The organism is Oleiphilus sp. HI0086 (assembly GCF_001635225.1).
In genome coordinates this window covers 1-16,704 of record NZ_LWFZ01001369.1, presented here as the reverse complement: position 1 = coordinate 16,704, position 16,704 = coordinate 1, and the positions used below count along the sequence as shown (strand labels likewise).

Annotated in this window: 10 protein-coding genes; 6 read left to right on the top strand and 4 right to left on the bottom strand. The window is 43.7% G+C overall.

Features of this window, described 5'->3' with window-relative positions; genetic code table 11:
- Positions 1 to 163: 163 nt before the first annotated feature.
- A complete protein-coding gene (locus A3756_RS23555) occupies positions 164 to 3,709 on the top strand; it encodes a DUF1631 family protein (RefSeq protein WP_068554828.1) in 3,546 nt (1,181 codons plus the stop codon).
- A gap of 26 nt (positions 3,710 to 3,735) precedes the next feature.
- Here the strand turns inward: A3756_RS23555 and A3756_RS23550 are convergent, their stop codons facing one another.
- Positions 3,736 to 4,995 (bottom strand): 1-acyl-sn-glycerol-3-phosphate acyltransferase, encoded by a 1,260-nt coding sequence (locus A3756_RS23550; RefSeq protein ID WP_068507188.1) that lies wholly within the window; start codon positions 4,993 to 4,995, stop codon positions 3,736 to 3,738.
- A 52-nt stretch (positions 4,996 to 5,047) separates the two neighbouring features.
- On the opposite strand from A3756_RS23550, the gene A3756_RS23545 reads away from it, so the two are divergent.
- Complete coding sequence (locus A3756_RS23545) at positions 5,048 to 5,713, top strand: TIGR04282 family arsenosugar biosynthesis glycosyltransferase (RefSeq protein WP_068507183.1); 666 nt, start codon at positions 5,048 to 5,050, stop codon at positions 5,711 to 5,713.
- 34 nt (positions 5,714 to 5,747) lie between these two features.
- On the opposite strand, the gene A3756_RS23540 is transcribed toward A3756_RS23545, so the two are convergent.
- Positions 5,748 to 7,742, bottom strand: coding sequence for a M48 family metallopeptidase (locus A3756_RS23540; protein ID WP_068554826.1), 1,995 nt, complete (start codon positions 7,740 to 7,742; stop codon positions 5,748 to 5,750).
- A gap of 173 nt (positions 7,743 to 7,915) precedes the next feature.
- Complete coding sequence (locus A3756_RS23535; protein WP_068554825.1) at positions 7,916 to 9,997, bottom strand: flagellin; 2,082 nt, start codon at positions 9,995 to 9,997, stop codon at positions 7,916 to 7,918.
- A 468-nt stretch (positions 9,998 to 10,465) separates the two neighbouring features.
- On the opposite strand from A3756_RS23535, the gene A3756_RS23530 reads away from it, so the two are divergent.
- The 4 genes from A3756_RS23530 (at position 10,466) to fliS (ending at position 15,628) form a co-directional block, all read left to right on the top strand.
- Positions 10,466 to 12,484, top strand: coding sequence for a flagellin (locus tag A3756_RS23530; protein ID WP_068554822.1), 2,019 nt, complete (start codon positions 10,466 to 10,468; stop codon positions 12,482 to 12,484).
- 85 nt (positions 12,485 to 12,569) lie between these two features.
- A complete protein-coding gene (locus A3756_RS23525; protein ID WP_068554820.1) occupies positions 12,570 to 12,965 on the top strand; it encodes a flagellar protein FlaG in 396 nt (131 codons plus the stop codon).
- A gap of 228 nt (positions 12,966 to 13,193) precedes the next feature.
- A complete protein-coding gene (gene fliD, locus A3756_RS23520) occupies positions 13,194 to 15,185 on the top strand; it encodes a flagellar filament capping protein FliD (protein ID WP_068554818.1) in 1,992 nt (663 codons plus the stop codon).
- A 47-nt stretch (positions 15,186 to 15,232) separates the two neighbouring features.
- Entirely contained in the window at positions 15,233 to 15,628 is a 396-nt protein-coding gene (gene fliS, locus A3756_RS23515) for a flagellar export chaperone FliS (protein WP_068508421.1), read from the top strand.
- 108 nt (positions 15,629 to 15,736) lie between these two features.
- On the opposite strand, the gene rdgC is transcribed toward fliS, so the two are convergent.
- The coding region (rdgC, locus tag A3756_RS23510; protein ID WP_231875623.1) for a recombination-associated protein RdgC at positions 15,737 to 16,704 on the bottom strand (968 nt) is incomplete at its 5' end.

The following is a 16,704-nucleotide window of genomic DNA, read 5'->3' as shown; positions in this document are numbered from 1 at the left end:
TGTAATGATATCAAAGGATAGGTAGGGATTCCCCGACATTTTACAGTTTTTTTCCTTTTCTTGGTTTTTTGTAACATATTGAATACTTAACTTGTTAAATCAGGTGTTTAGATTAGCCTTAATAGACACTAGTTAACTAAAGTTCCTATTAATATCGGTTTTCATGGCAGAATTTTCCGTATCCATCAAGCTTAAGACCCAGTTGCTGCAGGCGTTAGCCCAGCAGGTTGCCGTGTCGTTTAATGACGGCATTGGAAAAGCGATTCACGCTACCTCAGCTCAGTTATATAAGAAACTAGATGATGCTGAGGATTGGCTGCGAGCGGATTTTTCTTTAGCCATTAATCTTCTAGAAGCAAATAGTGAATGGTTTGCTGCACAGGTTGCAAACAATGCTATTGGCGCTCTGAAGGAGGTTGAGCAGAGTTTATCAAATGAAGAGGTGCTCAGTGATGAACTAGAGCAAGTGAAAACTGATACACAAAAGCCGCATGGTGGCGATAAGCTTGACCTTGACTCACTTAGTCTTGTCTCCAAAGATGACTTTGAAGATTGGCTTAGTGCCAATATGGGTATCAAGTACCTAGAAGCTGAACTTGGTTACGAGCTTCATGAGGTTTGTTTAATTGTTTCGTACCTGTTTGGAGAAACAATTGGAAAGGAAGATTGTCCTCTGGCACCCCATGCAATTTTCAGCACCTTAAAAACAGCTATCGAGCAACTAGAAATCCCGGCGGCTCCCCAGATTGTCATCTATAAAGCGCTGTCTCGTAGCTTTCTTGAAGACTTAAGAGAGTCATATCTTGAGATAATCGGCACTGTCAAAAAAGTCCAAGTTAATTACAAGCCTAAGCAAACTCAAGAGCCGTTAACAAAGACAGAAAGTGAAGCAGATGCCGCACAAGAAGCCAGTTCAGCCGAAGAGACAGTAAATCACAATGTTGAAGGGCTGAGTGATGCACCAGTTATTGGAGGGGGCTCTTCAGCCGCGTCTATCCTTGAAAATCGCCACCAATATAAAGCTCAAGAAAACAGCACATTAGATACTTTGTCACGTCTGCACACCTCCTCTACTAGTGGGGGGCAATTAGGCTTAGCTTCTGCTGGGGAAGAAATCGATGCAAACTCGCAAAGTATACCTGTAGGTCAATACGCGCCTGCTCAGTTAGTTGGTGCAATTAGCCAATTACAGCAAGTTAGAGATGATACCGAGCTAATCGAACGTAAGAAGTTACGTACTTGGATTGAAAGTGGTCTAAGTGAAATGCCGGGCGGTGCCAAGAATATTGGCCAGCAAGAATCCGAGCTAATCGATGTGACGGATCGCTTTTTCGAAGTCATTGTCGAGAAAATCGGTGTCAGTGGTTTGCTCGAGCGTTGGTTAGAAAAACTTAAACTCACTATTCTTAAGGTAGTTCTTCGAGATAAAACTTTCTTCTCTAATGCTTCGCATCCAGCGCGTCAATTGTTGAATAAACTAGCCAAGCTTTCAGCGAGCGAGAAGTCTGATAAGAAACGACTAGAGAAAGTTTTGGATCGCTATATCGGTAAGGTTGTAAGTGACTTTGACCATGATGATCAAGCGATAGAAAAAGTTGTAAAAGAGCTAGATGATTTATTAGAACGCCAAGCAATCGCGCAAAAACGTAATTCGGATCGCATTGCTCGGGCCTATGAGGGAAAGCAGAAGGTAGCAAGTGCTCGTCATAAAGTTGTAACAGACCTTAATGAACTTTTGCAGGGACAGTCAGTTCCGGTTGTACTGATGGAGCTTCTTGATAAAGCCGGGTGGCGTGAGCATTTGGCCTTAGTCGCTGTTCGCGATGGCGAAACAAGTGAAGGCTATACCGAAGCATTAAATGTTGTAGATGTACTTTTATCGTGGTTGGGTGAAGAGGTTGATGATAGTGACCAATGGGCCGTTGAACTAGAAATGGAGTTGGAAGCGCCTTCTATATTAGAACTAATCACAAAAGAGTTAACAATTGTTGGGCCTGTTGGATATGAGACGGTATTGCAGCGACTGGAAGATTGTTTGTTCCATGATGTTGATCCGCTGCTCGTCAAGATTGATCGATACGAATGGCCTTACGAGAAAACTGAAAAAGAGATTAAAGACCTGCGTCCAGATCAGGGTCAGGACCCACAAGCTTCTCATTGGCATAAGCGCGTAGTGACGATGAAAGTTGGTGAATGGGTTGAAATAAAAGATGATCAAGGGCGTGCCAGATGCTTGCGCCTCGCCTGGTCAGGAAGTGAGTCTTTCCGGTTCGTATTTGTTGATAGCCAAGGCATGAAAGATGAAGATATGCCTTTGGATAAGTTGGTCGAACTGTTTAAAGCTAATAAAGCAAGCTTTGTTGATAACGATGAAGTGCCCTTGGTTGACCAAGGCTTACATCAAATGGTTCAGTCTGTTTACGAAGAACTTGCTAGCCAGTCTAGTTGTGATGTATTGACAGGTTTACTTAATCGTCAGGCATTTGAACGCGGCTTAGAACAAAGTATTTCCGGTGCTGTTACTAATCAAAGTAAAGCGACTTTGATTTATATCGATGTCGATAAGTTCAATTTAACCAATACCAGCTATGGGCATCATGCTGGTGATGCTTTATTGAAGCATGTTGCTCAGACCATTAAAGCACAAGGCCTGGAAGATGCATTTTGCGGGCGTTTGGGTGGTAATGAATTTGGTATGATTTTGGTCAATTGTTCGCTTGAAACGACAAACGATGTAGCAGAAAATATTTGTAAAGAAGTCAGTTCGCAAAGCTTTACTTGGGAAGACCATGCTATCAATACGACGGTGAGTATTGGTGTTGCCGATTTTGAAGTTGAAATTGACTCCTACGACACCTTGATGCGAAAAGCGGGTGTCGCATGCGACTCTGCTAAAGAGCATGGGCGAAATCGCGTTGTACTGTATGAAGCGCTAGACAAAGACCAGCACAAGCGTGATCAGATGTTGGAGTGGGTTCAAAAGCTTGATCAGGATCTCGATGAATTGCTGACACTTCGCTGTCAGGAAATTCGTCCGATCACCACCGACCCCAATGCCAAGCCTCATTACGAAATTCTTTTGGGTGTTAGGGATAATGGTCAGGTATTGCCGCCTGTTATGTTGATCGAAGCAGCAGAACACTTTGGACGAATGGCGATGGTTGACCGCTGGGTGATACAGAACGTATTGCGTTGGATGGAGACACATGAAGAGTCTGTTGCTAAATCTGATGGCTTCTCAATTAATTTGTCTGGCAACTCTTTAAGTGATGATTCATTCCTTGAGTTTATACTAGGGCAGTTTGCAGCTAGCACGATTCCTCCGGAAATGATTTGTTTTGAGATTACTGAAACTGCAGCCATTACAAATCTGGCTGATGCGATCGAATTTATACGGGTACTAAAGCAGACTGGATGTAAGTTCTCACTAGATGACTTCGGTTCAGGTCTTTCGTCCTATGCTTACATTCAAAAACTTCCTGTTGATTTTATTAAAATCGACGGTGTGTTTATCCGCAATATCGCTAACAACGAACGTGACCAGGCTTTGGTCAAATCAATTAATGAGTTAGCTCACTTTATGGGTATGAAAACAGTTGCTGAATATGTAGAAAACTATGAAATTCTGAATGTTCTAAGAACTATTGGTGTTGACCACTCTCAAGGCTTTGGAATTAAAAAACCTGGTTTATTAGAAGAGTTAGCTTAAGTATAAGGCTTTGTGCTTGGAATACTTCAGCTATTCAGTACTTGTGAGTAGGCTGTGTAAACTCGCTTTTGGATCTCGATATTTTCGTCTTTTAGTCTCTCATCCAGTCGCTTGGCCGATTGGTTAATCTCTTGTTTAGAAAAGTTGCTAGGAATTGAGTGAGTCGCGTGGATTCGCTTGTAACTGGCGTAGTTCACTGGAAAGGGGCGGTAGGCTTTCTGAATCCCTTCATCAATAAGGTTAGCGACATCTTTATGGTCGTGTGTTTCAGAGATGCTTAGTGTATTTCCGAAGTCGATATGGATTTTACCCTTTTCTTCGCTCAGGCCTTTCTTACAAGAGATGAAATCATCAAACCGGTCTTTCTGATAGTCTGAGTTGTTTTCAGAGTTTATCAGTTCGTGAGCTTTGTCAATGTCACAAGGATCCCACTCGTAAGAGAAGCAGACAGGTACAATATTCAATGCGTTCATGTAATCGCTAAATGGTCGTTCCTTGGGCTTCGCTAAGATAAGCATTTTTATCAGGGCGGGGTTAGTTTTGTCTATATTGTCTTTTGCCCGGCCTTCCTTTTGCGCGATCCAAACGTTACCTTGCTGTGTAAAATGTAAATAACGAATGTACTCAGATTGTGTTTTCATCGCTTTAAGCATTGCTCTAGGAGACTTCAGAGATCTGAAGACCTTAAAGCAGCGGTTGAGTAAGGCAAGGTCGTTAGCAGCTGGGTGTTGAAGTAGGTTGTCACCGATAGCGCAATTTGAGGTAGAGAAACCATATTCCCTTAGCGCTTTATTAAGGATGAGTGGATCCATCACGATGTCTCGGTGGTTCGAGATAAAAACATAGGGCGTCGCAGGGTCTAGTTCATCAAGACCGGAAACGCTCAAATCATCATAGCTTGTTTCTATGTAGGGGAATATAGACTCTGCCACCCAGGCTTGAAAGGCATCAATCGAGTGAATATCAGCTAAACGCTCAAATTGAATCGGCGCTTGATTTTCGTCTGACTTGAATAGGCTCTTGATCACGGAAATAAGTTCTTTATCGCTCAGTAGTGCGCGCAATACTTGATTGACTTGCTTGTCCTCATAGCACTGAATTTCTTTAAAGCTTTCTTGCCATGCTATATTGAAAGAGACTGCTTTAAGACTTTGCGACATGATTACCCGTAACGAATTGAAGATTGAGGTTTGAGTATAAACAAAAATGACGATTTCTTCGCGCCGATTATAATGAATTAAGTCTAGCTTCTGGCCATATATGCTGCCAGCGGCCAAAAACAACATTCGACTGGCCTGATAGAAGAGCTAATAATTTAAATATTGAGCAGAGGTAACTGTGAGAAAGTTTTTACTTGTTCAGTTTGCTAAGCGTCCTTTGTTGGGGCATGTAAAAACTCGTATTGCGAAAGTCTTGGGTGAGGAGGCTGCGCTATCTATTCATATGGAGCTTGTTGCAGATATTGCTTTAAGATTTAGTCAGTGTATCGCTTGTGACTATCAGTTATGGTTTGATCAAAAGAGTGCTTCGTTTGACTCGCTTGAAGCAGAATCTATAAATGCCCATAAAAAGCTTAAGGCACTAATTGCAGAAGAAGGTTTAGACTGCCACGAACAGCGAGGGGAAAATCTTGGTGAGCGAATGTGCGATACCCTTGAGCGTAGTTTAGTTGATTATCAGAGCGTTGCGATTATTGGCAGTGATTGTCCGAATGTCACTGTATCTGACCTGAAAGTTGTAAAAGATTCATTAAGTGAGCATGACGTGGCGATCATACCCGCAGAAGATGGTGGTTATGTATTACTAGCCTTACGCAGAGAAGCTCTGGCCCGAGTTAATGGTAATTGGCTCGATGGTGTTGAGTGGGGGAGTGATAAGGCGCTGGAGCAAACGCTTAGTTGCTGCAGTCGGATAGGACTAAGCTATCAAGTGCTTCCTGACTCGTGGGACGTTGACGAAGTGGCTGACTATGAGCGTTGGAAGGAAGTTATAGCTCAAACTTAGCGCATGATCTTGGCCAAGTTTGAGCTGAATATTGCTAGCGTTTTGCTAAATAAATTGAGTAGTCATGATTTATTTGCTTGGTTTTTGCTATTTTCAGTAAATTCTTTTTCGCCAAAGCGGTTGAAACGGCTTTCCCGTAGTGGTTAAGCACTTTACTTAGCTGCCAGTCAGAACTGCTGCTAAGTTCGATAGCAGTATTCAGTACAGGTTTTTGGTCATTGCTCCCAAACCATGCTTGGCGACATCCATCAATGGAATAGAAATATTCTTCGTTAATCAAACCTTCCCAATAAGCACTGTATTTGTCAGCGAGAATGGTGGATCTTAGAGCTCTGATATTTGCGCTGGTATTACGAAGACCTTGCTTAGCAACCAGCGTTTCAATATCTGCACTCGCGTTATCCGGAGATTCACACAGTTTTATATTTAGCATGCCGTTTGTACAAAGCTGGCGTTTAACTAATTCAATAAATTCTGCGTCCACTATCGGCGCTTCAGCTGAGATTGATGCAAAATGAATTTGGTTTCCATCTTCAAGAAAACGTTTTGCTAATGATTGTGGCCAAAACACTATATTAGATAAGCCTTTTTGATGGGCTTTTAGATGACACTCAGCTAGGTTCTCTAGACTATTTTCAAGGGCGAGGACATCAACATCGTTGAAGTGATTAGCATACTCAAGCGCACGTTGAGAAGCATTGGTGCCTGCAACTAATAGCAGTAAGCGTTCTGGCAGTTCCGATTCTGGCAGCTGGAAGTTATTGATTAGTTCCTGCTTCAAGGACTGCTGATTAAAAAAGTCGATTGTTTGCCGCCTTGGAAATGGCCCCGGTAAGTCATCTTTACTAGTTAGCAGTTCACTTTTCTTTTCTGGGAACTGCTGCTTGAAAGATTCACGCTCAGCTCGACGATATAGGGATGACTCCATTAAGGGTAATAATGCCGATGGCCACTGATCTAGTTCCAGCGCTGTTAAGTTAACTGCATAAGTCTGAGAGAAGAATGCCTTATACATACCCACAACAATCAATGCGCCGGCTACCTCATCAACTTCCCACTGGTGTTGGAGGGTATGTTGAAGAGATTGATCAATTAGCTCGACTTTTTCCTCTTCAACTTCATCAACGATTAAAGCGAAGTTAGTACGCTCCGCATAAACAGCAATCGCGATAGCTAGCACTTGTAGATCATCCCGAAGGGTGCCTGACTCAACGCACTCTAGCAAAATGCTTTGGCGCAATAGCGTTATAAATTCTTCAACATGCGGATCAGGTAAAATGCAGTTTAGTAAGGAGTAATACACTAAGGGGTCTTTTGCGACTTCAAGCATTTCAATCGTCGCATTTGGATTACTTAAATCATATTTTTTGACTAGCAATGCCGCAGCGAATCCGGCAAGTTTATCTAAAGCCAGTTCGCTCTTTGACAGAAGCAAAAACAAATCAGCTTCAAGCTGAGTGTTGTAAGATTCTATCTTTATATGTGGGCAGCAGTTAAGCATGCCATGCAAGATCGTAATGTCATCATAGCCATGATTGATTAAAGATCGATAATGCAGGTAAGCGACATCGAAGTGGCCAAGTGCATGATGAGCTCTGGCCATACCTAGAAATGCGTTCTTATTGCCATTATCAATTGAAAGTGCTTTTTCGAACTGTCTGATTGCTAACTCAGGCTCTTCAGAAATTATATGTAGATAACCTAGATTCGTCAGGTATTGTGTATTTTCAGGCGAGTGCTCCAAGCACTTATCAAATAGTTCTTTTGCGGCAGAAACATTCCCTCTATCAAGCTCTATGCGGCCAAGTAGGTTCATTGCCGGCGCGTTGTTCGGGTCGAAGTTGATGACTTCAGTGATCAGCTTGAAAGCCTTATCCAAAGAAACCTTCTTGTCTTCAACAGCAGTATCGGTACTGTTATACATCTTGTAGAGGTCATTCGCGTGGATAAGCAGGCGTGCAATATCAGAACGTTCACAATCGCTGAATTCATTTACGATTGGTTGGAGCTTAGGAGTAGTAGGACTCATATTAGGTAAACCTCTTCCGCTTTTTTGTATTATCTAAGGTAGTGTCTAGTACTAAGCGAAGAGTGTGCCAGAAATGATTGGTTTTCTAGGTGATATACAAGAAAAAAGCCGGCTAGGCCGGCTTGGAGAATAGATAGTAGTACTGTTTTTATTTTAATATTTTTAAGTCAGGTTTAACCCTGTAACAGTTGGAGTACCTGCTGTGGTTGTCCATTCGCCTGAGACAGGATTGAAAGACCCGCACTTTGTAATACCTGTGATCTAGACAGCTCAGCTGTTTCTGCGGCGAAGTCAGCGTCTCTGATTCGTGAGCTGGCTTCCGTAAAGTTTTCAGCTGCAATCGCTTGGTTCGTGATGGTGGATTCAAATCGGTTTTGAATCGCACCGAGGTTTGCACGTTGGAAGTTTATCGTTGTCAGTGCATTGTCGACAGCAGCCAAAGCTAAAATTGCGCCATCTGATGTTGATATATCAATGTCTTGTACTAGCTGTCCACTTTCGGCTGCGCCGTAGGTGCCGATTTCAAAGCCAGCTTTCTCAATGTCGCCTGTAATTGAGTCTAGCTCGATCTTACCAGCTGATTGCAGAGAAATTGACGCTCTATATTCGGTGCTAGCTGTTAGGCCGATGTTGGCAGGAGTGATACCTGTGAAAGCTCCAACGTCAATGTTTCTTCCGTCATCGGCAATCAAGCGGAACTCTGAACCTAAAGCTTCCGCTCGAATACCTGTTTGGCCGGCCTTGTTGTTTATGGCAGAGATAATGGTGTTTTGTTTGTCTGCAACGGTATTTGTATCACTTGTCGAGATCTCAATGGTAACACCGTTTAGCAGGAAGCTGCCAGACTCGCCAATACCGACACCAGGAGCTGCGATTGCAGCGGAGTTAACCAACGTAGAGTTTACGGTTGCAGTAACACCTGACTGATCAGATACTAGGTTGATCGCATGCGCTTTTGCGATGGCGCTGGTTTCTGGGTTCGTAGAAGAAGGTGATGCTGTGTCAAAAGCGGCTAGTGTTGGTCCTACAGGGACGCTATTTATAACAAGATCTCCAGTAACAAATGTGGTGTTTGTAACGGCTTGACCAATTGCTCCACTGTTAGTGCCGCTGAATTTGCCAACAGCTAAGCCAGCATTTTCAATATCACCAGATGTTGTGTCGATTTCAATTGGGCGTCCATCGGAAGATACTAAGGAAAATGAACCAGAGTAAGTGGCCGCACCAGCAAGACCTACATCAGTTAAATCTGTGATGCTTCCGGCTGTTGTTCCTATAGCTAATTCGATGTTCCTGCCATCTTCTGCTGATAACGATATGCCTGTGTCTGCGCGACCATTAAAGGCAGCCACTACACCGGTTTGCCCGGATTTTTCGTTAATTGCGTTAGCGATGTTTTGAAGGTTTGCTTCGTCGCTGAGTAAGTTGCTGGCAGCAACATCAATGTCAACACCATTAATGGCAATTTGCCCTGATGATGCAGCGTTGTCGAACGTTCCTTCACCACCGCTTACGCTAGTGCTGCCAACTTTTGCTTCAATGCCTGTAATATCCGCTACCTTATTGATTGCGGCTGCTTTAGCGATCGCGCTCTTATCTCGGTCTGCGCTAGAGAAGGCATCGTCTACACCGCTAGAAGCACCGACTGCAATACCATTAATGACTAAGTCACCTGCAGCCAATGCAGCAATTGCTTGTGTTGTGCCACCTTGTTGGTCTGAGCTGACGCCGTCAGTTTGTGCTGCGCCAAGCTTGTCAACTGTAGCGCCCTCAATGCTCACGGTAACAGATTCACCTTCATTTGAGCCGATTTGGAATGTGACACCGGAGAAAGACCCATCGAGCAAGTTGGTGCCATTAAAGTTTGTTTGCAGAGACACGCGTTCTATTTCAGCTTTTAATTGTTGAACTTCTTGGTCCAGTGCTTGTCTATCGATTGCACTGTTTGTTCCGTTTGCTGACTGAAGTGCTAGGTCCCTGATACGAAGCAGGTTATTGGTAATTGATCCTAATGCACCTTCAGCTGTTTGAGAAAGTGATACGCCATCGCCCGCGTTTCTTATGGCAACGTTGAGTCCTCTAACTTGTGAGTCAAAACGTGTTGAGATTGCCAAACCTGCGGCATCATCCTTCGCACTGTTAATACGCAAGCCAGATGAAAGGCGCTGTAAAGCCGTCTGGTTAGCGGATTGAGAATTGTCCAGGTTGCGCTGTGCATTAATTGACGCGATATTGGTATTGATGATTTGAGGCATTGTATGCTCCTACTTATCTTCTATACCGGTGGACAGCATTCCTAAAGTTTCGGGATGAGTAACTACCGGCTACTAAATTAAAGTTTTTTTAAAATTTGTGATGCAATAATCGAGCATCACTTTCCTTGCTCTTTGTAAAGCATGCACTGTGCCAATTTGACTGGATGATATGTAAGGTGTTGATATCAAAGTGTTATGGGTTGGTTATTTTTGTTGGGTTATACCGGAAGAAGCTATGATTGCCGGTTTTTTGGCTAGTGCTTGCCGCTATTTATAATGTGGAGAGTGAGAGCGTTTATGAAAAAAGAACTTCGTTACACTTGCTTACATTGTTTTTGTAAAAAAAACTAAAGTAATTCTAAGGAGTGCCGTTAAGTGATGTAACAAGCGGTCGAGAGCGTGCTTTACAAAGCATGATGTACTTCAAAATCTCGTTCGTTTACTTGCAAAATTGATCGGAGAAACGACATGCCTCAAATAATTAATACTAATATCGCGTCTTTGAATGCTCAGCGCAACCTAGACAAATCTCAGAATGAACAGAGTGTTGCTTTACAGCGTTTATCATCTGGTTTGCGTATCAATGGCGCAAAGGATGATGCGGCAGGTTTGGCGATTTCAAACCGAATAGATGCTCAGGTTCGTGGTCTAAATGTAGCAAACCGAAACGCAGGTGATGGTGTATCGCTAGCACAGACAGCTGAAGGTGCATTGAACAGTATGACAACCTCCTTGCAGCGTATGCGTGAACTAGCATTGCAGTCTGCAAACGGTACGAATACATCATTGGAACGTTCTTCACTGCAAGAAGAGGTTGAGCAGCTTAAAACCGAGATTGCGAGTATCGCAGAGAAAACAAACTTTAACGGTCAGAACCTTTTAGATGGTTCTTTCCAGGGTACTAGTTTCCAAACAGGTGCAAACGTTGGTGATCGAATAGACGTTTCAATCTCTGAGGTGTCAGAGGAAACGCTAGGTACAGATATCACATCAGGTTTGTCTTCTGTTTCATCTACCGATGCTCGTCCAGCAATGGCTGCGGGTGACCTGGTAATTAACGGCTTCGCAGTAGGTGCAGCAGATGCGGGTGCTGATGGTGCTTCAACTGCCGATCAGAACTTGAGTTCTATTGCAATTGCTGCGTCCATCAATGCGGTTGCTGATCAATCGGGTGTCAGTGCGACTGTTAATGCAACGGTTGCATCGGGTACAGAAGTCACTAACGTAGCAAGTGCCGCTAACTTTGATATTAATGGTGTAACGATCAATGTTGGTGGATCTGGCGATGCAAGCACGTTATCTACTGATTTGCAGGGTGTTGCGGACGCAATTAACCTAAGCAGCGGTCAAACAGGTGTTACTGCGTCGGTTGATCTAAATAACTTGCAGCAAGGTGTAACTCTTTCTGCTGCAGACGGTCGTAACATTGATATCTCGGGTGCGGGTGCAGCAGCGGCAGGTGTTGCAGCGGCTGACACGTATGTTGGTTCCTACACTTTAGTATCTAAAGATGGTAGTGATATTGAGATTACTAGTAATACGGGTGCTTCGCTTGAGAATGCTGGCTTAGAAGTGGGTTCTTATAGTGGTTCAAAAGCAACTGCTGTGAGTGATACCTTGGGTGGTACGGCGCTTACTGCTGGTGACTTGGTAATTAATGGTACAGCGGTTGGTGCTACATTCTCCTCTTTTGATAATGCGTCGACGGCAAATAAAGATGCGAGTGCGATTTCAGTTGCATCAGCAATTAACTTGGTTTCAGATCAAACTGGTGTGACTGCGACTGCGAATACCACGCAGGTGACCTCATCTGATGTTTCTGCGGATACTGCTGGTAATGCGACGGTCAATGGCGTGTCTATTAGTTTTGCCGCTGGTACGACTGGCACGACCTCTGAGCAGGTGTCTTTAGCGGTTGATGCGATTAACGCTAAGACGGCTCAGACAGGTGTTACTGCTAAAATTGTTGACGACAACCAGTACGAGTTGTTGGCTGAAGATGGTCGAAATATTGTTGTTGGTTCGGGTACAAACTTCGGTGCTGCGGATGCTACTACTTTTGGTACGGTTAAGTTAGAGTCTGGTGGTCCTATTGAAATTAGTACTCAGGATCCTACGGCGATTAGCAACTCAGGCTTTGAGGTCGGTACATATGGTGGCTCTCAAGATGGTCAGCAGCTGAAGGATATCGATATCAGTACCGCAGCAGGTGCTGAAGACGCGATAACTGCAATTGATAACGCGATCAACCAGGTTGCAAGAGAGCAAGCGAAATTGGGTGCGATTCAAAACAGATTCGAAAACACAATTTCTAACAACGCGGTAAACAGTGAAAACCTATCAGCTGCAAACTCTCGAATCAGAGATGCTGACTTCGCGACTGAAACTGCAGCGCTATCTAGAGCTCAGGTTCTTCAGCAGGCAGGTATTTCAGTATTGTCGCAAGCGAATGCTAGACCTCAGCAGGTTCTATCGCTTCTACAGTAATAAGTACTTAGTAATATGAACGTTGCCGGCTTTAGCGTGAGTTAAAGTCGGCTTACGCAGTTAAAAAAGATATGTGAGGTGAATTATGAGCGACATGAAAATGAGTGGTGTAGGCCAGCCAGTTAAGCTGGCTGCTGCATCGTCTGCTCAAAAGGCACAGCGCAGTTCTTCTGTTGACTTTAAAGATGGTGCGAGTGCAAAGCCGGTTGCGCAAGGTGTAGAAGAAAAGCCTAGCCTTAAGCCAGCGGAGCAAGCGCAAGAAAAGGTTGAGCAGGCTGTAACAAAGTTGAATGACTATGTGCAGTCGGTGCAAAGAAATTTGCAGTTTAATCTCGATGATCAGTCAGGGAAAACGATTATAACAGTGGTTGATAAGCAGACCTCTGAAGTAGTTAGGCAGATTCCTGATGATGTTGCTTTGAAGTTGGCTCAAGACTTGCATCAAGATGAACCGTTAAGTTTATTTAAAGCTAAAGTGTAGTTTTTGGCTAAAATAGCGGCAATGGTTTACATTCTTTTACAACACGGGAGTTAAACTTCCCGTGTTGCCTGCCGATACTATTTATAGGCAGGGTTCAATAACGCTGTTAAGCTGTTTACCCTTTAGTATTCGTTAATCACTAAAATATTGAAAGCAAGAAAATATCGGCTTTCGCGCTATATCTGATATAGAGCACTTTTGGTGATTACAGGTGAGTAGGTGGATGTTATGGCCAGTGTATCTTCAGTCGGAATAGGCTCGGGTGTTCTAACTAGCGAGTTAATAGAGAATCTCGCTAGTGCGGAGCGTGCTCCGGTCGAGGCTCGTCTGGACAGTCAAGAAGCTGACGTAAATGCTGAACTGTCAATTTTTGGTCAAATAAAGTCCGCTATTACAGATCTTCGCCTACCTTCGCGTACACTGGCAAATCCTGAGTTATTCGAATCAAAAACGGTTTCTTCTGGGAACTCTGCATTCTCTGCAGTGGTAGACTCCAATGATGCAACTCCATCAGTTCATACGCTTGAAGTTACCGCTTTAGCAGTCTCTCAAACGCTTACTTCTACTGAGTTTAATGACTCCGATACAACAGCGATTGGTGAAGGCTCTTTAACGATAGTGGTTGATGGAAAAACGACTAACGTTACTATCGATAATAGTAATAATACGCTTGATGGTATTGCTGCAGCGATCAATTCTGAATCTGATGTAGGCATGACGGCTTCAGTTCTTTACACGGGAACTGGCTATAAGCTTGTATTCAATGCCGATGAAACGGGTCTGGATAAAACGATCGATATTTCTGTTTCGGACACCGGTGATGCAAGTAACACAGATGCAAATGGTCTTTCTCGACTCGCCTACACCGCGGGAGCGACTAACTTAATACAGAGTCAACCAGCCGCGGATGCATCATTCAAATTGAATGGTGTACCGATCACGCGCTCAAGTAATGAGATTTATGACGCTATTCCAGGTTTAACCCTGACCCTGAGTGGCACAAATGATGGTTCGCCAGCCGCTTTATCTGTTCAAAATGATCACACTGCTGTGGTCGAGAAAGTTTCAGAATTTGTAGAGAAGTTTAATGCTCTACAGACTTTGGTGAACGACAATAGTGAGTTTGACCCTAGTGGTGGGGCTGAAGCGGGCATTTTGCTTGGTGACTCGACAACTCGAAGTATGATGAATCAGGTACGACGCGTATTGGGTTCGACGGTTGGTGGTTTGGAAAATGCAAATGTCCGTAGTTTGGCAGATATTGGTATTACGACAGATTATCAAACTGGTTTGCTAAGCCTAAATGAAGACACTCTTAGTGATCAGCTTGATTCGCACCCAGATGATGTTTCGGCTTTGTTCAGTGATCAAGGGCGAGCCAGCGATGCTCAAGTAAGCTTTGGTACTGCAAGTATCAACACTAAGCCGGGCAGTTATGATATTAACATAACGACTGCTGCGACAAGAGGAGAGCTATCGGGCGCTGTAAGTTTAGGTGCTAGTACAACTATTGATGCAAATAATGATGAATTCACCATTAGTATTGATGGTACTGAAAGTGGTTCAATCACGCTTGATGCAGGTAGCTATACGCAGACTCAATTAGCTGCCGAGATTCAATCTAAAATCAATGCAGATTCAACGCTTAGTGCTGCTGGAAAGTCAGTAACGGTTAGTCTAGACGGCTCTAACCAGTTGGTAATTAATTCAAATGTTTATGGTGCGGCGTCTACGGTAGAGATAACAGCTGTTGATACTAATACAGTAGCTCAGCTTGGTCTGAGTATTGCTGCGGGCGTTGATGGCGTCGATGTTGAGGGTACTATCAACGGTGCTGTGGCGACAGGGTCAGGGCAGGTGTTAACCGCTGCTGTTGGTGATGACTCTGAAGGTATTAGAATTACTGTTGGCGGATCATCTACGGGCGACCGTGGAACGGTTACTTATATTGAGGGGGTTGGCGAGCAGTTAGTAGACTTGATTACTAATATGGTATCGCTTGAAGGTTCGCTCACTACTAAGAATGATACGCTGGCTAAAGAGCTAGCCTTGATTGCAGAGCAGCGTACTGCGCTTGATGAAAGAATAGAGTCAGTTACTGCGCGTTTAGCTAGGCAGTTTACCGCAGCTGATATCGCGGTTTCCAAGTTAAATAGTACGATGGATTTTATAAAGGCGCAGCTAGATGCGCTTTCAGGTTCAAGTTCAAGTGAAAAATAAGAGAAGTAGCTGGGGAAATTACACCTCGGTAATCGTAGGAGAATAATATGAATGCATTACATCAGTATCAGTCGGTTAATGCGCAGACAAGTGTTGTCGATGTTGACCGTCACCAATTAATTCAGCTTTTATTTGATGGTGCTGTTGAGCGCATTAATATGGCTAAGGCGCGTATTGCTGCGAGTGACTTTGAAGGCAAGAATCGTTTGATTAACAAGTCGATAGAGATTATATCGGGTTTGCGTAGCTTTCTGGATTTAGATAAGGGGCAGGAGGTTGCGCAAAATTTATTTGATCTTTATGTCTACTGTGAGCATCGATTGTTTGAAGCGAATGTCAAAAACGATCTGGAAATGTTGGAAGAGGTGCTTTCTCACTTGAAGAAGATTCAAGGTGCCTGGTCTGGTATTCGTCAGGAAGTTATTGAAAAGGGTATTCTCTAGAGGCTTGTTCGCAAGTCTAGAGTGCTTTTTTGCTTATTGCTTTTACATAAGAGATTGAATAGCGGCTATTGATTGCCGCTATTTCTATGTACTCAGCGTTGCCGACAGTTAGTTCGATTCTTCGATCACGGCGCTGGTATCTTCACCGCCGAATGCTTCCAGGATCTCTGGAATTAGTTTGTCGAACTCTGCCGTCATAATGGTGAAGCCAGCGTCAAACATGCTGGCGGCATCTTCGGCGTTCATGTCGTCAAGTTGATCTTGTAGCATATCGCCAAACTTGATGCGCTTCACACTTAAATCAGAGCCTAATAATAGTGTTAGTGACTCGCGCCACTCGACAGCAAGTTTGGTGACTTCCATTCCTGATTTGATTTGTTGGTCGATCTGTTCTTGATCGAGTTCCAAGCCTTTATACTTAATAGATCCTTTCTCTTCACCTTGTGAAGTAAGTTCGCATTCAAATCCGACCGTCATAAAGCTCGGTAGGCTGCTTGGCTCGGTGACCCAGTGTGTCATGATGGAGCTTGGGGCCTGGTTAACTGCTGGTAGGCGAATAGGAAGTGAACCAATTGTTTTGCGTAAATAGCTGGTCAGTTCATCTGCCAATTTGGCTGACGAGGTGTTGATCACAAGGTAGCCTTTCGAAGGGCAAAGGTAGGCGAAATAACGTGAGGTCTTGGTAAAAGACTTAGGTAGTAAGAGGTTAGTGATTTCTTCCTTTAGCTCAGTCTTTTCTTTGCGAGTAACTTTGCGGTGCTGTTGTTCCTCGATCTCATTTACTTTCTCTTGTAATTGCTCATTGACCACAGAGCTAGGTAGAATACGTTCTTGCTTTTGAAGACAGATCATCCAGTAATTCTGGTTAACGTGTACCAGTTGCTCGGAATGCTTTTGCAAGGGGCTGGACCAACCTAGTTGGTATATGTCGTTTGCGCCGCAGGGTTTAAATGGTGAGTCAGCAAGTTTACTTTCTAATTCTTCGCTTGATAGTTCGAAAGGTTTAGTAAAGCGATAAAACAGGATATTTTTAAACCACATAAGTATGTTCAGGCCTTCAGTTAGATGTAGATATT